This window comes from Halorubrum sp. GN11_10-6_MGM, assembly GCF_005435165.1.
Classification (GTDB): Archaea; Halobacteriota; Halobacteria; order Halobacteriales; family Haloferacaceae; genus Halorubrum.
The window spans coordinates 15,050-34,189 of the sequence record NZ_SGUC01000012.1 but is presented as its reverse complement, the minus strand read 5'-3'; the positions used below and the strand labels follow the sequence as shown (position 1 = coordinate 34,189).

General features: G+C 69.9%; 13 protein-coding genes. 7 read left to right on the top strand and 6 right to left on the bottom strand.

The features are described 5' to 3' along the window. Positions 1-28 precede the first annotated feature (28 nt). Positions 29-3,847: a glycoside hydrolase family 97 catalytic domain-containing protein gene (locus EXE46_RS07925; RefSeq protein ID WP_137687933.1), complete on the top strand. Its 3,819-nt coding sequence runs from the start codon at positions 29-31 to the stop codon at positions 3,845-3,847. A gap of 45 nt (positions 3,848-3,892) precedes the next feature. On the opposite strand, the gene EXE46_RS07920 is transcribed toward EXE46_RS07925, so the two are convergent. The 3 genes from EXE46_RS07920 to EXE46_RS07910 all read right to left on the bottom strand — a co-directional run bounded on the left by EXE46_RS07920 (position 3,893) and on the right by EXE46_RS07910 (position 5,416). Continuing rightward, complete coding sequence (locus tag EXE46_RS07920; RefSeq protein WP_137687884.1) at positions 3,893-4,228, bottom strand: NifU family protein; 336 nt, start codon at positions 4,226-4,228, stop codon at positions 3,893-3,895. 111 nt (positions 4,229-4,339) lie between these two features. Next, the gene (locus EXE46_RS07915; protein WP_137687883.1) at positions 4,340-4,678 is read right to left on the bottom strand and encodes a hypothetical protein; all 339 of its coding nucleotides are present in this window, start codon (positions 4,676-4,678) and stop codon (positions 4,340-4,342) included. A 147-nt stretch (positions 4,679-4,825) separates the two neighbouring features. Beyond that, positions 4,826-5,416: a 2Fe-2S iron-sulfur cluster-binding protein gene (locus EXE46_RS07910; RefSeq protein WP_137687882.1), complete on the bottom strand. Its 591-nt coding sequence runs from the start codon at positions 5,414-5,416 to the stop codon at positions 4,826-4,828. Positions 5,417-5,563: 147 nt separating this feature from the next. On the opposite strand from EXE46_RS07910, the gene EXE46_RS07905 reads away from it, so the two are divergent. Together EXE46_RS07905 and EXE46_RS07900 are read left to right on the top strand one after the other, a co-directional pair. Continuing rightward, a complete protein-coding gene (locus tag EXE46_RS07905; protein ID WP_137687881.1) occupies positions 5,564-6,046 on the top strand; it encodes an RNA-binding protein in 483 nt (160 codons plus the stop codon). Positions 6,047-6,528: 482 nt separating this feature from the next. Continuing rightward, a complete protein-coding gene (locus tag EXE46_RS07900; protein ID WP_137687880.1) occupies positions 6,529-7,380 on the top strand; it encodes an endonuclease/exonuclease/phosphatase family protein in 852 nt (283 codons plus the stop codon). Between the two features lie 7 nt (positions 7,381-7,387). On the opposite strand, the gene EXE46_RS07895 is transcribed toward EXE46_RS07900, so the two are convergent. After that, positions 7,388-8,116 carry a DUF1028 domain-containing protein gene (locus tag EXE46_RS07895; protein WP_137687879.1) on the bottom strand — a complete coding sequence of 243 codons (729 nt, stop codon included), beginning with the start codon at positions 8,114-8,116 and terminating at the stop codon, positions 7,388-7,390. Positions 8,117-8,549: 433 nt separating this feature from the next. Here EXE46_RS07895 and EXE46_RS07890 point away from each other — a divergent pair, with 433 nt between their 5' ends. Genes EXE46_RS07890 through EXE46_RS17385 form a run of 4 tightly spaced genes read left to right on the top strand, consistent with a single transcriptional unit; the run spans position 8,550 to position 17,711 of the window. After that, positions 8,550-10,625 carry a PrkA family serine protein kinase gene (locus EXE46_RS07890; protein ID WP_137687878.1) on the top strand — a complete coding sequence of 692 codons (2,076 nt, stop codon included), beginning with the start codon at positions 8,550-8,552 and terminating at the stop codon, positions 10,623-10,625. Beyond that, positions 10,622-13,069: a kinase anchor protein gene (locus EXE46_RS07885; protein ID WP_137687877.1), complete on the top strand. Its 2,448-nt coding sequence runs from the start codon at positions 10,622-10,624 to the stop codon at positions 13,067-13,069. The genes EXE46_RS07890 and EXE46_RS07885 overlap by 4 nt, the downstream gene beginning before the upstream one ends. Further along, positions 13,060-14,454, top strand: a complete 1,395-nt coding sequence (locus tag EXE46_RS07880) for a DUF444 family protein (RefSeq protein WP_137687876.1) — start codon at positions 13,060-13,062, stop codon at positions 14,452-14,454. Before EXE46_RS07885 ends, EXE46_RS07880 begins: the two co-directional genes overlap by 10 nt. Continuing rightward, positions 14,451-17,711: a SpoVR family protein gene (locus EXE46_RS17385; RefSeq protein WP_137687875.1), complete on the top strand. Its 3,261-nt coding sequence runs from the start codon at positions 14,451-14,453 to the stop codon at positions 17,709-17,711. Before EXE46_RS07880 ends, EXE46_RS17385 begins: the two co-directional genes overlap by 4 nt. A gap of 55 nt (positions 17,712-17,766) precedes the next feature. Here the strand turns inward: EXE46_RS17385 and EXE46_RS07870 are convergent, their stop codons facing one another. Together EXE46_RS07870 and EXE46_RS07865 are read right to left on the bottom strand one after the other, a co-directional pair. Then, a complete protein-coding gene (locus tag EXE46_RS07870) occupies positions 17,767-18,477 on the bottom strand; it encodes an alpha/beta hydrolase (protein ID WP_137687874.1) in 711 nt (236 codons plus the stop codon). Between the two features lies 1 nt (position 18,478). After that, positions 18,479-19,087 (bottom strand): VOC family protein, encoded by a 609-nt coding sequence (locus EXE46_RS07865; protein ID WP_137687873.1) that lies wholly within the window; start codon positions 19,085-19,087, stop codon positions 18,479-18,481. Positions 19,088-19,140: the final 53 nt, after the last annotated feature.

The window sequence follows — 19,140 nt, the reverse complement described above, 5'->3', positions numbered from 1 at the left end:
GACGACGCGCCGGGGGTTCCTCGGGAGCGTGGGGGCGCTGGTCGCCGCGGCCGCCTACTCGCGGGAGGTGTCGGCCGACGACGCCGCGCGGGTGGCCAACGACGCGGACGACCTGATTCAGACGGTGGAGTCGCCGGACGGCTCGATCGCGGTGACGGTCGACGTGTCGGACGGGATCCCGACCTACGAGGTCTCCCGGAACGGGACCGCCTACGTCGGGCCGTCTGCGCTCGGCTTCGACTTCCGGAACCAGTCGGCCTTCGGCGCGAGCGCCGAGGGAGAGGGCGGGCCGGTGACGGTGACGGGGACCGAGCGCGCGTCGGCGACCGAGGAGTGGGAGCCGATGTGGGGGGCGTACGACGGGGTGTCCGCCGAGTACAACGCCCTCAGCGTCGGCCTCGCGGACGCGGCGGGAGACGAGACCGACGATTCGGCGACGGACGACAGTTCCGGGGCGGACGGGGAGGACGAGTCCCGGAGCGCGACGCTCCAGATACGCGTCTTCGACGACGGGCTCGGATTCCGGGTCGTCCTCGGCGAGGGGTTCGCGGAGAACTCTGACCTGGCGGTGGTCAGCTCCGAGAACACCGGCGTCGACTTCGCGGACGACTACACCTCCTGGTGGATCGAGAACGCGGTGACGAACCCGCGGTTCGAACAGGAGTACGCGGAGACGCCGCTGTCGGAGATCCCCGGCGGCACGACGGACCGGCGGCCGACGAACACCCCGATGCGGGTCGGCGCCCACACCCCGCTCACGGTCGACGCGGGCGACGCGTACCTCAGCGTCCACGAGGCGAACCTCGACGACTACGCGGCCGCGACGCTCGCGCCCCGGAGCGACGACGGCGGGACGGCGTTCGCGACCGAGCTCACGCCGCTACCCGACGGCACGAAGGCGTCGCTCGAACTCCCGGCCGCGACGCCGTGGCGGACGATACAGGTCGTCGACCGGCCGGGCGAGCTGATCGAGTCGCAGCTGGTGCCGCTGCTCGCGGACTCGCTCGACGAGTCGGCGCTGCCGACCGGGAACGGGGGACCGGACACCGACTGGATCGAGCCCCGCAAGTACGTCGGCATCTGGTGGACGATGATCGCGGGGCAGGCGAACTGGGAGTACAGGACCGACGACGAGGTCGCGGGCGGCGGCGGGAACCCCGCCGCGTACGTCCACGGGGCGCGGACCGAGCGGATGAAGCGGTACATGCGCTTCGCGAGCGAGAACGGCATCGACAGCGTGCTCGTCGAGGGGTGGAACGAGGGGTGGAGCACCTACCCCGGCGACGGCACCGGGTTCGGTTTCGGCGTCGACGACTCATACCCGGACTTCGACGTGCCGGAGGTGACCGGCTACGGCGCCGACCTCCCCGATCCGGTCGAGATGACGATCCACAACGAGACGGCGGGCAACGTTCCGCAGTACGAGGCCGCGGTCCTCGACGAGGACGTGTTCGCGGGGTACGAGGCCGAGGGGATCAACTCGATCAAGAACGGGTACGTCTCGGACCCCGGGCTCGGCATCGACGGCGACGGCGCGGAGCCGACCCACAACCAGCACAACCAGCTCGCGGTGAACCACCACCGGCTCGTGATCCGGGAGGCGGCCACGAACCGCCAGCTGCTGGAGATCCACGAGGGGATCAAGCCGACCGGCGAGATCCGCACCTACCCGAACGTGGCGAACCGCGAGGTCGTGAAGGCCCAGGAGTACGACGGGTTCGGCCAGCTCGGCTCGAACGTCGGCCGCGACCACCACGTCACCCTCCCGTTCACGCGGAACCTCGCCGGGCCGGTGAGCTTCCAGCCGGGCATCTTCGACATCACGTTCGGCGACGACCGCGGCGACCAGATCCAGACGACCCGCGCCAAGCAGCTCGCGATGTACCCGACCTACCTCAGCGGCCTCCAGATGGCCGCCGACCGGATCGAGGGGTACGTCGACGAGACGTTCGCGGTGGGGGAGGGGCTTCAGGCCGCCGCCGGCGACCGCGACGGCCTCGTCACCGACGACTCGTGGCGGGACGCGTTCGGCACCAACTTCGTCGCCGTCGACCCCAACCGCGCGCCGAGCGGCTCGTCGGTGTCGTTCGCGGTCGAGGACGTGCCGAGCGCCGGCACCTACGATCTCCACCTGCGCTACGCGAGCGACGCCGAGGAGAACGCGGGCCGGGTGATCGACGCCGGCACGCCGCGGGCGACGCTGCGCGTCAACGACGCGCGAGAGACGATCGAGCCCGACTACGAGAGCGGCGACGGCGGCTTCAGCGGCGACGTCGGCGGGTTCAACGTCAACGCGGTCGCGGTCACCGAGTCCGGCGAGCCGTCGCCGGTCCCGGCCGCCTACGAGGGGTACACGCCCGAGAACGAGAACTTCGACGCGAAGCCCGAGTTCGAGTTCATCGAGTCGGTCCCGGCGGCCGGGTGGGACGAGACCCGCGTCGTCGGGTCCGCGATCGGCGACTACCTCGCGATCGCGCGCCGCAGCGGGGACGAGTGGTACGTCGGCGCCATGACCGACGGCGACGGCCGAGCGGTCGACGTGCCGCTCGACTTCCTCGCGCCCGGCGGTTCGGGCGACGCTCCCGGGAACTCCGGCGACGCGCCGGGACGCGGGAACGGCAAGGGGAACGGTCGCGGCAACGGTAACGGCCGGGGGAACGGAAACGGTCGCGGCACCGGCCGCGGTCGGAACGGCCCGAAGTACGTCGCGGAGATCTACTCGGACGCGGTCGGCGCCGGGGTCGACGCCGATCCGACCGGGGTCCGCATCGACGAGGCGGTCGTCACGCCGAGTTCGACCCTGCTGGGGTCGCTCGCCCCGAGCGGCGGGACGGCCGTCAGGCTGCGCCCGGCGCGCGGCCGCGAGATCAACCGGCTCCCCGAGTACGAGCGGCCGGAGCAGGAGCTGGATGTGGAGATCGCCGACGAGGTGGTCCTCGGAGAGCCCCTCTTCACCGCGACGGGCTCGAACGACGCCCCGTTCGTCGGCGGCACGGTCGTGGAGGTGTCGATCGACGGGGAGGTCGCCTCGCGCGACATCGTCCGACTCCCGCCGAACGCGACGAACGAAACCGTCGAACTCGGGTTCCGGAACCCCGGATTCGGCACCTTCGACGTCGTCGTGCGCGAGGCCGAGAGCGGGACCGAACTCGCCGCCGACACCGTCACCGTCGTTCCCGGCGACGAGGTCGCCGAACTGACCGACCCCGCCGGCGACGACGACGGGCCGGGCGAGTACGTGTACCCGACCGCCGACGCGTTCGAGGACGGCGCGTTCGACCTGCGCGCGTTCCGCGTGTTCGAGACCGACGACGAGTACCGGTTCGCGTTCGAGGTCGAGAACCTCACCGCCGGGTTTGGCGGGACGTTCTCGCCGCAGTACTTCGTCGCCTATCTGCGCGATCCGTCGGATGACGGCGGCCCGAGGGGCGAAGTCGGTGACCTGAACGTCACCGCCGAATTCGCTGACACGTGGCGATATCGGGTCAGCTCGGACGGGTTCGGCGCCGGCGCCGTGGTCGACGGCGCGGGGAGCGAGGTCGGTTCGGTGGAGCGATTCGCAGACCTCGAATCGAACGTCGCCGTCGTCTCGGTCCCGAAGACGGCGCTCGGAGGGAGTGACGTTGGTGACTGGGAGGTCCTTCCGGTCGTCGGATCGGCGAACTTCGGGGCCTTCCGCGACGTCCGGATCGACGCCGGGGGGTACGTCTTCGGCGGCGCACGGGAGGGCGCGGCCGGCAACGCGCCGCGGGTGATCGACCTGATCACGCCGGAGGGCGTCTCGCAGGCCGACGCGCTCGACTACAGCGCGGACTCGCTCGCGTCGCTGCCGTTCACGTCACTGTAGACTAGAAAGAGGAGCGGAGGGCGGGGCGGGGTCGGCCCGTCTCGTTCAGAAGTGGTTCGCGGACTCGGTCTCGTGGCGGAGCTCGCCGCCGCGGCCGCCCTCGACGGTGGACGCCCCGTTGTCACCGGAGGAGGCGGTCCGGACGGTGACGTCGTCGACCTCCTCGAAGTCCATGATGAGGTCGCGGCGGATGTTGTCGGCGGTGATGTTCGAGATGCCGCAGCCCGAGCAGGTGCCGCCGAGCTCGACGACGACCTCGCCGCTCTCGGGGTCCGCCTCGCGCACGACGCTCGTGCCGCCGTGCATCTGGATGATCGGCATCTGTCCGACCATCCACCGCTCGACCCGGTCCGCGAGGCTCTCGTCGCTCTCGTCGCTCATTACCTCCCGTTCGCTCCCGACCGTATGGAAAGTTGCGGTTTAGGAGCCGACTCGCGAGCGGAAAGGAACTGTGTCATCGTCGATGAGACGGGATGAAAGCAGATGAAACCGCTATCGATCCCCCTCGTCGCTCCTGTCCGCCGACTCACCGGACTGGCTGGGGAGCCGCGTGGGATCGGCCGCGTCGTCGCCGTTCATCGAGTCGTCGCGTTCGAGGAGGTATAGGAGCGGGCCGAGCGCGGTCAACACGAGGACGCCGGGGAGGGGGGCGTCGGGGACGAGGATCAGGGTGACGACGCTGGCGCCGCCGGTGAGGACGACGAGGGCGCCCCACGTCGCCGGCGTGCCGAGGTCGACGCCGACGCGGGTCGCGTCGCGGTAGACGAGCGCGGCGATCAGCGCGACGGCGACGCCGCCGCCGCCGGCGACGAGCGCCGTGGTAACGGACATACGAGCGGTTGGAGCGACGCGGGAAAAAGGATGTCGCGAGCGGACGCGAGCGGGAGAAGGCGAGGAAGGAAGAACGCGGGGAAGGAAGAATGCGGGGAGAGAAGAATGCGGGGAAGGAAGAAGGCGAGAGGGCGAACGCGGGCGACGCTACGGCGCCTCGCCGGTCTCGATGCTGAAGGAGTCGCGCGGGTAGGCGACGCAGGTGAGCGTGTAGCCGTCGTCGATCTCGGCCTCGTCGAGCATCTGCTGGTTGTCGTGTTCGACGAAGTCCTCGGAGGGGCCGTCGGTGATGTGGCCGGCACAGGAGACGCACTGGCCCTGACGGCATGCGTACGGGAGGTCCCACCCCTCGTCTTCGCCCTGTTCGAGGATGGGCTCGTCGTTCGAGAGCTCGATCGTCTCGCCCTGCTTGACGAACTCGACCTCGAAGTACTCCACCTCGTCTTCGGGGATGTCTCCGGGGCCGGAGCTGACGGTGCCGCCCTCTTCGAGTTCGCCCTCCTCGCCCTCCGCACCGCCGGCCGGGATGGCGCCGCCGCCGCCACCGCCGCCGACCGCGCGGTTGCCCGGCTCCGGGAACTCCGTCTCGGGGACCGCGGACGCGCGGTGTTCGAGCACTTCGTCGGCGATGTCGGTCGTGGGCTCCCACCCCGTCCCCCGCACCGAGGTGACGAGGACGATGAGCAGCGTCGCGACCGCGGCGAGGACGATCGCCGGCGGGTTCACGAGGTTGAGCATACGAGACGATATGGAGAGGTGGATTAAGACCGTTTTGATCGGTCCAACGGGACGAGAGCGAGACCGGAGGGTGTCGTCCCGAACCGATTGCCGGGAGCCACGCCGCGGAGCGGTCCATTTATCGGCCGAGCGGTCGACGGGACGGCCATGGAAGTGAAATCGCGGCACCACCTCCGGAGCGACGAGATCGCGGCGATCCGCGAGGCGGTCGCCGACCACCTCGGAGTCGACGTCGACGGGGACACCTTCGAGTTCGTGGAGTTCGTCGACGCCGGCTACGAGCTCGTCTTGGTCGACGGCGAGCCGGCCGTCTTCTACGTCGACGAGGACGAGCCGTTCCTCACCGTCCGCGGCGCGAACGACTACGAGCCGGAGACCGGCGTCGTCACGGTCGATTCGGGCGCCATCTCCTTCGTCTCCGACGGCGCCGACGTGATGCGCCCGGGGATCGTCGAGGCGGACGCGTCGATCCGCGAGGGGGACCTGGTCGTGATCGCCGAGGAGACGCACGGCAAGGTGCTGGCGGTGGGCCGCGCGATGGTCGACGGCGACGATATGGTCGGCGACAGCGGGAAGGTGGTCGAGTCGATCCACCACGTCGGCGACGACCTCTACGAGTTCTCGGTCTGATCCCGAGCGACGGCGAGCCCCGTTCTGCGACGCTATTTATAACTACGATGCGGTGGCGCGTGCCTGCGAGGCCGCCCCGCGGCCGAGCAGCACACGCGAGGGACGCGGTGAGCGCTCGGAGAGCGCGAACCGCGAGGCTGGGGAGGCGTGAGGTGCGGTCGCGGTGCGGGGCGGGACTCGAAGGGGCAGTCGCGAGGCGGGCAGAGGCGATGTAAGCACCGCAGGAGCGAACGCAGTGAGCGACGAGGAGCACAGCGAGCGTCTGCCCGCCTCGCGACTGGGGCTTCGGAAGTGTCCCTGTCGATCAACGATCTATAAGCAGCTACGTACAGCCGAGCGACTGGGGCTTCGGTGGTATTCGTGTCTCTCGCGCATATATAACTGGACCCGAGATCGTCCTACAGCCGGGCGGTCTGGGCGCCACCGGCTTCAGCGTCCCCGCTCCGCGCCTTTTAATCACCTCGGCCGCGACGGCCGACGTGATGACCGCGATTCGGGTGCTGAGCTACAACGTCCGCTACGCCAACCGCGGCGACCACCACGACGCCTGGCACGACCGCCGAGACGGTGTCGGACGCCTCGTCGGCTTTCACCGGCCGGACGTCGCTGCGTTTCAGGAGCCGCTGCCCGAGCAGCGCGACGACCTCCGCGAGCGGCTCCCGGCGTACGAGTTCGTCGGCCGGGGCCGCGAGGCCGGCGGCGAGGGCGAGGGGTGTCCGATCGCGGTCCGAGGCGACCGCTGGACGGTCGCCGCGAGCGACACGTTCTGGCTCTCCGAGAGCCCGGACGAGCCGTCGACCGGATGGGACGCGTCCTACCCCAGAATCGCGACATGGGCGCGCGTGCGCGCTCGCGAGAAGGAACTGGAGCTCCTCGTCGTCAACACGCACTTCGACCACGTGAGCGCGACCGCGCGCCGCGAGGCCGCCCGGCTGCTCCGCGAACGGGTCCCGGAGATAGCGGGCGCGGACGGGGACGGAGACGGGCGCACCGAGACGCTCCCGGTCGCCCTCGTCGGCGATCTCAACTGTACGCCGGGGTCGGCCCCTCATCGAATTCTCGTCGGCGACGACCCGGAGCGCGACGGGCGAACCACCGAGAAGCCGGCCGACGACGGGATCGCGCTCCGCGACGCCGCGGCCGCCGCCGACCTCCGGCACGGACCGGAGACGAGCCTCACCGACTTCGCCCGCCTCATCGACGGGCGGCGGATCGACCACGCGCTCGTCTCGCCCGAGCTCGCCGTCGAGGCGTTCGCGACGCTCGCGGACCGAGACGACCGCGGACGGTACCCCTCGGACCACCTGCCGATCCTCGCGCGGCTAACGGTGTAGGAGGTCGCTACTCCCCGTCGACGTCGCCGCCCTCCTCGCCGTCGGCCGTCTCTTCCTCCTCTTCGGCGTACTTCGCTAGGATCGTCTCGTAGCCGCGCTTCGCGATCTCGTACGTCTCGCGGAGGTCCGCCACCGGCGTCTCGCTCGCGTCGACTCGGAGGTCGTTGTAGTAGGGGTCGTCCGCCTCGTCCTCCGTGTTCCGGACGAGCAGCGCCGCGGACTGGACCTCGAGGTCCTCGCGCTTGTCGCCGCCCGCGGCGTGGCCCGCGGCGAGGGCGTCGATCAGCCGCTCGGCGAGGGGCGCGCCGCCGTGCGCGTCCGACTCGTAGGCGGCCGCAGTGTCCTCGATCACGTCCTCGCCGGTTAGGAGGTTGCCCGCGACGGTGTAGTTTTGCCCCTCGCGGTGACCGTACCAGTCGTTACACTCGTCGCCGGAGAACGCGAACGTCCCGTCGGCGTCGACGCCGTGGAGCTGGCGCTGCGCGCTCCCCTCGTCGGCGTTCAGGAGGGCCTCTAACGCGTCGTCGACGGCGAGCCCGTCGCCGAGGTACTCGATCCCCTTCCGGCCCAACTCGACGTTGACGAGCGACTGGGTCGCCACCGCGCCGTCCGACGAGGCGAACGGGCAGAGCGTGCCCACGCCCGGCAGGCGAGTGGTCACCGCCACGCCGAACCGGATCTGGTCGCCGCCGTCCTCGTCGGTGTACCGCTCGCGGACGCAGATGCTGAACGTCACACCCGTGCTGCGGTGGCGTCCCGCAAAAGGGTGCGTTCCGGGGGCGAGATTTCCGGTTCTCGGCGCGCCGGACCGCCCCTCGGTCGGCGCGCGCGAGCGATCCGCGGGGCTCGCGGCGTCACCGCCGTCGTGGATCTCACGAGCCGGGCATAACAGCGACCGACGGACCGTCACCGAACGGGGGCGATCCGACGACCGCGGCGGTTCCGGATCGATACTGTCGTGTGTCAACTGGCGACATACTTATCCGTGGCAATCACTCCCACATATATAGCCTCGGATACGGGCGAGGCGATCACCGGCACCGACGCGCACCCCGACGACACGCTGCTCGCGGTTCGACGAGCTGTTGACACGCGCACGGAGAGCGGCGGCTCCGACCGTCGCGCCGATCGCCGGCGACGCCGTCCGCCCTCCGGGTAAACATGATACGATGGCAGACCGACACACGCTCGAACGGCTCAGCGAGGAGTACCGGACGGAGGTCCCCGACGACCTCAGAGCGGCGCGCTCGTTCGACTGGTACCTCGACGCGCTGTACGACGACCCGACGATCGCGCGGAACGCCCACCAGCGCGTCGCGGACATGTTCGACCACTACGGGACCGACTACGACGAGGAACACGGCGTCGTCGAGTACGCGCTCGCCGCCGAGGACCCGCTCCACGACGGCGAAAACGTCTTCTACGGCCGCGAGGTTCACGAGGCGATCCACGAGTTCGTCAACAAGGTGAAGTCCGGCGCCCGGGGGCTCGGCCCCGAGAAGCGGATCAAGCTCCTGTTGGGACCGGTCGGCTCCGGGAAGTCGCACTTCGACTGGCTCGTCCGCCGCTACTTCGAGGCGTACACCCGCGAGGACGCGGGTCGGATGTACACCTTCCGCTGGGTCGACCTCTGTTCGGTGATCGACGACCAGGACCCGGACGACGACACGGTCCGCTCGCCGATGAGTCAGGACCCGCTCGTCCTGCTCCCGAAACCGCAGCGACAGGCGGTGATCGACGACCTCAACGAGCGGCTCGACGCGCCCTACACGCTGCGGAACGAACAGCACCCCGACCCCGCCTCGGAGTTCTACCTGAACGAACTGCTCGCGCACTACGACGACGACCTTCAGCGCGTCCTCGACGAACACGTCGAGGTCGTGCGGCTGGTCGCCGACGAGAACCGGCGAGAGTGCATCGAGACGTTCGAGCCGAAGGACAAGAAGAACCAGGACGAGACGGAGCTCACCGGCGACGTCAACTACGCGAAGCTCGCGGTGTACGGCGAGTCCGACACGCGCGCGTTCGACTACGCCGGCGCGTTCTGCAACGCGAACCGGGGGCTGTTCTCCGGCGAGGAACTCCTGAAACTCCAGCGGGAGTTCCTCTACGACTTCCTCCACGCCTCTCAGGAGTCGACGATCAAGCCGAAGAACAACCCGCGGATCGACATCGACCAGGTGATCGTCGGCCGGACGAACATGCCGGAGTACCGCGAGAAGACCGGCGACGAGAAGATGGAGGCGTTCAACGACCGCACCAAACGGATCGACTACCCGTACGTGTTGGAGTACGAGAGCGAGGCGAAGATCTACGAGAAGATGCTCGCCAACGCCGACGTGCCGAACGTCCACGTCGAGCCGCACGCGCTGGAGATGGCGGGCCTCTTCGGCGTGCTCACCCGGCTGGAGGAGCCGACCGACGGGACGGTGAGCCTGTTGGAGAAGGCGAAGGTGTACAACGGCGAGCTCGAAGACGAGGAGATCGACGCGCGGAAGCTCCGCGAGGACGCCGCCGAGTCCGCCGACGTCGGCGAGGGGATGGACGGGATCTCGGCGCGGTTCGTCGGCGACGAGATCGCCGAGGCGATCATGGACGCCACCCACCGCGACCGGAGCCACCTCTCGCCGCTGTCGGTGTTCGACCACTTCGAGGCGAATCTCGGCGGTCACGGGTCGATCGCGGCCGACGACCTCGACCGCTACGAGCGGCTGCTCGACCGGGTCCGCGAGGAGTACCGCGAGCGCGCCATCGAAGACGTGCGCCACGCGTTGGCGTACGACGTGGACGAGCTCCGCCGGCAGGGCGAGAAGTACATGGACCACGTGATGGCGTACATCGACGACGACACCGTCGACGACGAGCTCACCGGCCGCGAGACCGAGCCGGACGAGACGTTCCTGCGCGCGGTCGAAGAGCAGCTCGACGTCCCCTCCGACCGCAAGGACGACTTCCGGCAGGAGGTGTCGAACTGGGTCTCGCGGCGCGCCCGCGAGGGGCGCGGCTTCGACCCGCAGGAGAACGACCGGCTCCGCCGCGCCCTCGAACGCAAGCTGTGGGAGGACAAAAAGCACAACATCAACTTCTCGGCGCTGGTGTCCGCGACCGACCTCGACGACGAGGACCGGAGCGCGTGGGTTTCGGCCCTCGTCGACCGCGGCTACTCCGAGGACGGCGCCGCCGAGGTGTTGGAGTACGCGGGCGCGGCCGTCGCGCGCTCGGAGATCGAGGACGGGGAGCGATGAGCGACCGCACTCGTCCCGACGGCGGCGAGGGGTTCGTCGCCGCGGCGGACGAGACGCTTCGGGGCGCGTACGACCCGCCGATGAGCCTCGAAGACTACGTCGACCGCGTGCTGGAGAACCCGACCGCGGCCGCCTCCGGCGCGGGGTACGTCCTCGCGGCCGTCGAGTCGTACGGGACCCGAGAAGTCCGGGAGCGCGGCGAGGCGCTCGACCGCTACCGCTTCTTCGACGACCCCGCGAACGACGGCGAACACGCCGTGTTGGGCAACACCCGCGCGCTCAACGCGTTCGTCGACGACCTCCGCGCGGCGGCGGCCGGGAGGGGTAACGACGAGACGATAGTGTGGATCGACGGCCCCACCGCGACGGGGAAATCCGAGTTCAAGCGCTGCCTCGTCAACGGGCTCCGCGCGTTCTCGAAGACCGACGCGGGGCGACGGTACACCGTCGAGTGGAACGTCGTCGGCGCCGGGGCGGGCGTCGGCGGGACGGGCGCAGCGTCGCTCTCGTACGGCGACGGCGGCGACGCGGGCGAGTGGTACCGCAGCCCGGTCCAGTCGCACCCGCTGTCGGTGTTCCCCGAGGCCGTCCGGGAGTCGATCGCGGCGGCCGTCGACGGCGACGCGTACCCGATCGCCGCCGACACGGAGCTCGACCCGTTCAGCCGCGAGGCGTACGACCACTTGGAGTCCGTCTACCGCGAGCGCGGGCGGCGCGACCTGTTCTCCGCGATCGCCGACCGCGACCATCTCCGGGTGACCAGCTACGTCGTCGACGTGGGGCGAGGGGTCGGCGTCCTCCACGCCGAGGACGACGGGACGCCGAAGGAGCGGCTCGTCGGCTCGTGGATGGGCGGCATGCTCCGCGAACTCGACTCGCGCGGGCGGAAGAACCCGCAGGCGTTCAGCTACGACGGCGTGCTCTCGCAGGGGAACGGCGTCGCGACCGTCGTCGAGGACGCGAGCCAGCACGCGGACCTGCTCCGGCGGCTGCTCAACGTCCCCGACGAGCGCCGCGTCAAGCTCGACAAGGGGATCGGGATGGACTTGGACACCCAGCTGATCGTCATCTCGAACCCCGACCTCGACGCGGAGCTGGACCGGCACGCCGAGCGCGGCGACGCGGACCCGCTGAAGGCCCTGAAGCGCCGGCTCTCGAAACACGAGTTCCGGTACCTCACGAACCGCCGGCTGGAGGCGCGGCTGTTGCGTCGAGAGATCGCCGGCGCGACCTCGATCGCGGCGGCGGGTCGCGACGACGGAGTCGCGGAGGCCAGCGGGGGCGGCGACGCCGCCGCGAGCGCCGACGGGTGGGACGCCGGCGACGCGAGCGATCCCGGCGCGGCGCCGCTGTCGATCGGGGTCCGGGAGTCGGACGGGACGGTCGTCGAGCGCGAGCTCGCGCCCCACGCGATCGGCGCCGCGGCGCTGTACGCGGTCGTCACGCGGCTCGACGCCGACGACCTCCCGGGCGACCTCGACCTGATCGAGACCGCGGAGCTGTACGAGACCGGCGAGGTCCGTCGCGGCGACGAGGCTGTCACGATCGACGACGTGACCGTCGCCGACGGGGACGGCCGCAACGGGATCCCGGTCACCTACGTCCGCGACGCGATCGCCGACCTGCTCGCGGCGACGTCCGACCGGAGCCACCCGGAGCTCCCCGTCGAGCGCGTCGTCACCCCGACGGACGTGCTCGACGCGATGGCGGAGGGGCTCGCCGACGCCCCCCTCTTCTCGCGGGCCGAGGTCGCCGAGTTCGAGGGGCGGCGCGGACCCGTCGCCGCGCGGGTCCGCGAGCGGCAGCGGGAGGACGTGGTCGACGCGATCCTCGCCGAGGAGACGGTCTCGACGGAGACCGTCGCGGAGTACGTCGAGCACGTGTACGCCTGGGACGACGGCGACTCGACGACGCGAGAGCCGACGGCGCGCGAGCGCGGGGACGAGGCGCCGGACCCGCTCGCGATGAAGGTGTTCGAGACGGAGACGCTCGGCCGGTTCGACGAGGGCGACTACCGGGGGACGGACCCCGGCCGCGACGTCGAGCGGTTCCGGCGCGAACGGGTGATCCGCGGGCTCACGCGGTACGCGTGGCGCAACCGCGGGGACGCGTTCAGCGTCGACGAGGTCGACCTCGCCGAGGTGCCCGAGCTGAAGGCGGTGATCGACGCGAACGACCTCGCCGACGTGAAGCGGCGGTTCCCGGACCTCGACCCGGCGGCGTGGGCCGACCCGCCGGCCGACACCGAGACAGAACGGGTGAAGTCGGCGACCGTCGACCGGCTGTGCGAGGGTGGGTACACCCCGGCGTCCGCGGAGCTGACGAGCCGCGCGGTGATGGAGGACGTGCGCGAGGAGTGGCCCGACGTCGACGGCGAGCGCGCCGGCGACGAGGGGGCGAACGGCGGCCCGGACCGGAACGGGGGTGAGAGCCCGTGGGACTGACCGAGGACCGCGAGCGGTTCCGCGAGGTGGGCGAGGATCGGCGGGAGGACCTCGCCGAGTTCATCAGCCACGGCGACCTCGGCGGCTCCGGGGCCGACCGGGTCCGGATCCCGATCAAGCTGGTCGACCTCCCCGCCTTCGAGTACGACCGCCGCTCGGCCGGCGGCGTGGGGCAGGGCGGCGACGGGCAGCCGCAGCCCGGACAGCCGGTCGACCCCGAGCCGGGCGACGGCGACGAGGAAGGCGACCCGGGCGAGGAGGGGGGCGACCACGAGTATTACGAGATGGACCCCGAGGAGTTCGCCCGCGAGCTCGACGAGGCGCTCGGGCTCGACCTCGAACCGAAGGGGAAGCGGGTCGTCGAGGAGGTGGAGGGCGACTTCACCGACACCGCCCGGGCCGGGCCGCGCGGCACCCTCGACGTGGACGAGTTCTTCAAGCGGGGGCTGAAGCGACACCTCGCGACGGACTTCGACGGCGAGTACGTCCGCGAGGGACTGTTCGTCGACGGCGCCGACGCCGACGACGTGTTCGCGTGGGCGCGCGGCGAGGGAATCCCGGTCTCGAAGGCGTGGGTGACGGACGCGGCCGCGACGCTGGCAGAGGAGCGCGGCGAGCCGATCGCGGCGCTCGACCGCTGGGAGAGCTTCGACGCGCTCGACGAGGCGGTCGACCGCGAGCCCGTCACGCACCGTATCCGGCGCGAGGGCCTCGACAGCGTCCCCTTCCGCCGGGAGGACGAGCGGTTCCGTCACCCGGAGGTGATCGAGAAGCGCGAGCGCAACGTCGTCGTGGTCAACGTCCGCGACGCCTCCGGCTCGATGCGGGAGACGAAACGCGAGCTCGTCGAGCGCGTGTTCACCCCGATGGACTGGTACCTGACGGGGAAGTACGACGCCGCCGAGTTCCGGTACGTCGTCCACGACGCCGAGGCGTGGGAGGTCGACCGCGAGGAGTTCTTCGGGATCCAGTCCGGCGGCGGCACCCGGATCTCAAGCGCGTACGAGCTGGTCGAAGATATCGTCGAGGAGTACCCGTACAGCGAGTGGAACCGGTACGTGTTCGCCGCCGGCGACTCCGAGAACGCCGGCAGTGACACGACTGACAACGTGATCCCGCTGATGGAGTCTATCGACGCCAACCTCCACGCCTACGTGGAGACGCAGCCCGGCGACGGCGCGGCCAACGCGCGCCACGCCGACGAGGTCGAGGCCGCGTTCCGCGGCGACGACGGCGTCGCCGTCGCGCGCGTCTCGGAGCCGGCCGACGTGACCGACGCGATCTACGAGATCCTCAGCACGGAGTCGGGCGGGGAGTCCGACGGGGCCGGGAGCGCGGGCGGCGGAGCGGCCGCCGGGCGGACCGACGGGGGTGAGCGGCCGTGAGGGACGACCGGATAGAGGCGAAACGCGAGGCCGACTCGCTCGACGAGCCGGCGCGTGAGGCCCGCGAGCTGGCGGAGCGGCTCGGACTGGCGCCGTACCCGGTCCGCTACTGGGTCGTCGACCACGACCAGATGAACGAGCTGATCGCCTACGGCGGCTTCCAGCGCCGGTACCCGCACTGGCGGTGGGGGATGAACTACGAGCGACAGTCGAAGTTGGACCGTCACGGGCTCGGGAAGGCGTTCGAGATCGTCAACAACGACGACCCGGCCCACGCGTTCCTCCAGGAGTCGAACTCGGCGGCCGACCAGAAGGCCGTCATCACCCACGTGGAGGCGCACGCCGACTTCTTCGCGAACAACGAGTGGTTCGGCCTGTACGCCGACCGCGGCGAGGACGGCCCGAACGCCGCGGCGCGGCTGGAGCGCAACGCCGACCGGATCGCCGCGATCGCGGCGCGGACCGACGTCGACCGCGACGAGGTCGAGCGGCTGATCGACGCCGTGAGCGCGCTCGAAGACGCGATCGACCAACACAGCCCGGTCGACGCCGCACGGTCGGTCGAGGAGCCCGGCGTCGCGGCCGACGTGAGCGACGGGGACGACGAGCCGCTCGCGGCGATCGAAGCCCGGATCGACGACCTCGACCTCTCCGAGGAGGTGCGTCGCGACGTGTTCGACGACGAGTGGCTCGAAGCGAGGGGCGAGGGGGTCGAGCCCGAGGAGCCGCGGCCGGACGTGCTCGCGTTCCTGCGCGACCACGGCAAGCGGTACGACCCCGAGAGCGGCAAGGCGGTCGACCGCGAGCCGTGGGAGACGACCGTCATCGACGCGGTCCGCGAGGAGGCATATTATTTTGCAGGCCAGAAACAAACGAAGGTCATGAACGAGGGATGGGCCTGTGTCGCCCCCGACACTCCCGTCTTTACCGAGGAGGGGCTCCTTCCGATGTGCGAAGTCGTCGAAGATCTCCCCACCGTATCCGACGGTAACGGGGCACGAGCCACCTACGACTCCAACGTCATTGCGGATCACGATACCGTTTCGATCGAGACTCGACGCGGCTTCGAACTACGCGGTTCCGAAAGCCACCGGGTCCGGAAACCGGACGGTTCATGGGTTGAAATGCGGGATATCTCCAAAGGTAACGAGATCGAGATATCAGGTGGAGGCGGCCTTTGGTCGACAAGTTACGTCGATATCGATTGGCAGCATCCGGAACACACTACCCTTGACGACGTAGCCGACGAGGCAGGCGTCTCGATCTGGACCGTTATGCGCTATCGTAAGACGGGGCGTGCGGAACGATCTGAGGCCATCGAGAGAGCACTAACGTCGTACGACGGGGAGAACCAGATCGTCGCGAAGAGCGAGATCATCGCCGTTCCCGATCGGGTTTCCGAGGAACTCGGACGCCTTCTCGGTTTACTGGTCGGAGACGGACACGTTTCGAAAGCGTCCGGCCAAGTAGGATTTACGTCCGGTTCAAAGGCCAAAGCCGAGGAGTTCGCCGGATTGGCCGACGAACTATTCGGGGTCTCTCCGACCGTCTCCGAAGACGGATCGCGATGGCGGGCGTACATTTATTCCATGAATCTGGTTCGGCTGCTCACGGAGTGGTTCGATCTGCGAACGGGCGCAGCCGATAAAATCGTCCCAAAACCCGTCCTTCGCTCGCCGAAACCAGTTGTGAGCGAATTCCTCCGAGGATTGTTCGACGCTGATGGATACGCCGGTGACCAAGGAGTGATTCTCAGCACTAAGAGTAAATCGGTCTCGAAGGTCGTACAGCTACTGTTGGCAAATTTCGATATCCTCTCACGTCGTCGAGAACAGTCCGACGGCTGTTTCCACGTTCATTTGACCGGCAAGTCTGCCGATCGGTTCCATGAGGAGATCGGGTTCGGTTACTCCTCCAAGGACAAAGCGCTCAAGAAGTATCTCGACGAACTCGCGTGGTTCGAAATCGAGGAATGGACTGACGAAGTCGTAAGTGTCGAAGAGGGAACCGGAGACGTGTACGACATCTCCGTGGAGGAAACTCACCGATACGCGGGGGCTGGGTTCATCAACCACAACTCGTACTGGGAATCCACCATGATGGGCGGCGAGGGGTTCGCCGGTCCCGACGAGTTCCTCACGTACGCCGACCACATGTCCCGGGTGCTCGGCTCGCCCGGACTCAACCCCTACAAGCTCGGGTTCGAGCTGTGGACTCACGTGGAGCTGCGGGCCGCCCGCCGGGAGGTCCTCGACAAGCTGCTCCGCGTCGAAGGAGTGACCCCGGAGAACTTCCACTCGCGGGTCGACCTCGACGAGGTCGCCGACCTGCTCGAACCCCATCCGGCGATCGCCGGCGCCGGTCCGGCGACGCTCGACGAACTCGCCGAACTCGCCGCCGACGGCGACCCGCGCGTGGACGCCGAGGCGGTCGACCGCGCGCTGTCCGCGCGGGACGAGCGCGGGGCCGGCGCCGATGCCGGTGAGAGCGAGGCAGACGACGGGATCGACGTCGAGCGGTACCCGTGGAAGCTGCTCACGCGTGAGGGGCTGGCCGAGCGGCACTACGTCCTCTCGCGGCCGGAACACCGCGGCGCGCTCCGGAACGTCTCGCGCGCGGCGCTCGAAGAGCAGGCGCGGTACCTGTTCGACGTGGACCGGTACGAGACGGTGGCGGCGGCGGTCGCCGACGTCGACCGCGCGGCCGGCTGGGACCGGATGGTCGAGGTCCGCGAGAGCCACAACGACGTGACGTTCATCGACGCGTTCCTGACGGACGAGTTCGTCCGCGAGGGGAACTACTTCACCTACGAGTACAGCCGGGCCGCCGAGGAACACCGCGTCGCCAGCGTCGACGCCGACGACGTGCGGAGGAAGCTGCTCCTGCGGTTCACCAACTTCGGGAAGCCGACGGTCGTCGTGTTGGACGGGAACTTCCGGAACCGCGGCGAACTCCTCTTGGGCCACCGGTACAACGGCGTCGCGCTCGACGAGGAGCGCGCGCGAGCGACGCTGAAACGGGTCTTCGAGCTGTGGGGTCGCCCGGTGAACCTCGCGACGATCCGGGTCGAGTACGACGACGGCGAGGTCCGGCGGGCCAAGCGGCGGGGCGAGGAGCCGGAGGGGACCGAGGTCGGCGTTCGGCTACAGTACGACGGCGGCGAGGTCACCGAACACGACCTCGACGACGCGATCGAAGCGCGGATCGCCGCCGACGAGGTCGACTACGACACGAAGCCCGACGACTGGCTGGCGTGAGTCGACCGGGCGGTGTCCCCGCCGCTCCACCGCTCCGTCCGCATCGAGGGTCGGCTCAGGCGAGGTCGCCTACCAACTCCGAGACGGCCGCGACCTCGTCGTCGTTGATCCCGTGACCCATCCCCTCGTAGATCCGCTCGTCGACGTCGGCGCCGAGCGCCTCCAACACCGCGGTCGTCTCGTGGACCCGCTCTTCGGGAATGTGCGGGTCGACGTCGCTACAGCCGACGAACGCGGGCGTGCCGGCGAGGGGACCCTCTCCACTGTCGCCCGCTTCGCCGTCGCCCGTCGCGGTCGAGAGATAGTCGTCGACGTCGACCGCCTCGCCGATCAGCCCGCCGCTGAAGACCGCGAGCCCGCCGTAGCGGGCGGGGTTGCGGGCGACGAACTCGCTCGCGAGGCAGGCGCCCTGCGAGAAGCCGCCGACGAGGACGCGGTCGCGGTCGATTCCGGCGTCGAACGCGCGGTCGACCGCGGCGCCGACGGCGCGGAGTCCCGAGCTTCGTCCCGGCTCGTTCTCCGCGACCGGGGCGAGAAACGAGTTCGGATACCACGTGTTGCCGGCGGCCGCGGGGGCGAGCAGGGCGACGTCGCGGTCGCCGGCCAGCTGTTCGCCGAGGTCGATCACGCTGCGGGCGCTCGCGCCGCGACCGTGGACGAGGACGAGCGCCGCGTCGGCGTCGTCGAGGTCCGTCCCGGCGGTGACCAGCGGTTCGTCGCCGTGGGGGTCGTCGCCCGCGTGCGGCGACGGGGATCGGCCGGCCATCTCAGACGCCGACGCCGGCGTCGGGGAGGTCGTGTTTGTTCACCGGGAGGCCGAGCTCTTCGAGGGCGCCCTCCATGTGCCGGTCCTGAGCGAAGTCGGCGCCGTCCTCCTCGCGGAGGCGCTGCGCGGTCGCGAGCACCTCGCCTTTCCGACCGTCGGGGATCTCGTACTTGTCGGCCGACAGCTCGATGACGAGCCCGTTGTTGTCCTGGGTGTAGATCGAGTGGAAGATGCCGCGGTCGAACACGTTGTACCCCTTCCCCGCGTCTTCGAGCGCCGCCATGATATCCTCGTACTCGTCGGGCTCGACGCTGAAACACAGGTGGTGGACGGCGCCCGTGCTGACGCGCTGGCCGCGCGCGGACGCGCGCTCGTCGCTCACGAACACCGTGAGGATCCGGTCGTCGCCGGTGTCGAAGAAGAGGTGCGTCTGCGAGGGGTCGTCGAGGTTCGGCTGCCGCAACACGAGCGGCATCCCGAGCAGATCGCGGTAGAACGCGAGCGTGTCCTCCTCGTTGCTCCCCCAGACCGTGATGTGGTCGGTGCCGCTGGTGTGGAACGGTGCGTCCGGACGCTCCGACGTGACCGGAGCCGAGTTCTCGTCGCTCATACCGATCCACAGGCGACCGAACCGTATAAAAACGAGCGGGACGGGACCGTGAC

What these genes read in the sequence shown, in the direction of transcription:
- EXE46_RS07900 (WP_137687880.1), top strand. Translation starts at nt 6,529, where the DNA reads ATGACCGCGATTCGGGTGCTGAGCTACAACGTCCGCTACGCCAACCGC.
- EXE46_RS07920 (WP_137687884.1), bottom strand. Translation starts at nt 4,228, where the DNA reads ATGAGCGACGAGAGCGACGAGAGCCTCGCGGACCGGGTCGAGCGGTGG.
- EXE46_RS07865 (WP_137687873.1), bottom strand. Translation starts at nt 19,087, where the DNA reads ATGAGCGACGAGAACTCGGCTCCGGTCACGTCGGAGCGTCCGGACGCA.
- EXE46_RS07890 (WP_137687878.1), top strand. Translation starts at nt 8,550, where the DNA reads ATGGCAGACCGACACACGCTCGAACGGCTCAGCGAGGAGTACCGGACG.
- EXE46_RS07885 (WP_137687877.1), top strand. Translation starts at nt 10,622, where the DNA reads ATGAGCGACCGCACTCGTCCCGACGGCGGCGAGGGGTTCGTCGCCGCG.
- EXE46_RS07915 (WP_137687883.1), bottom strand. Translation starts at nt 4,678, where the DNA reads ATGTCCGTTACCACGGCGCTCGTCGCCGGCGGCGGCGGCGTCGCCGTC.
- EXE46_RS07910 (WP_137687882.1), bottom strand. Translation starts at nt 5,416, where the DNA reads ATGCTCAACCTCGTGAACCCGCCGGCGATCGTCCTCGCCGCGGTCGCG.
- EXE46_RS07905 (WP_137687881.1), top strand. Translation starts at nt 5,564, where the DNA reads ATGGAAGTGAAATCGCGGCACCACCTCCGGAGCGACGAGATCGCGGCG.
- EXE46_RS07870 (WP_137687874.1), bottom strand. Translation starts at nt 18,477, where the DNA reads ATGGCCGGCCGATCCCCGTCGCCGCACGCGGGCGACGACCCCCACGGC.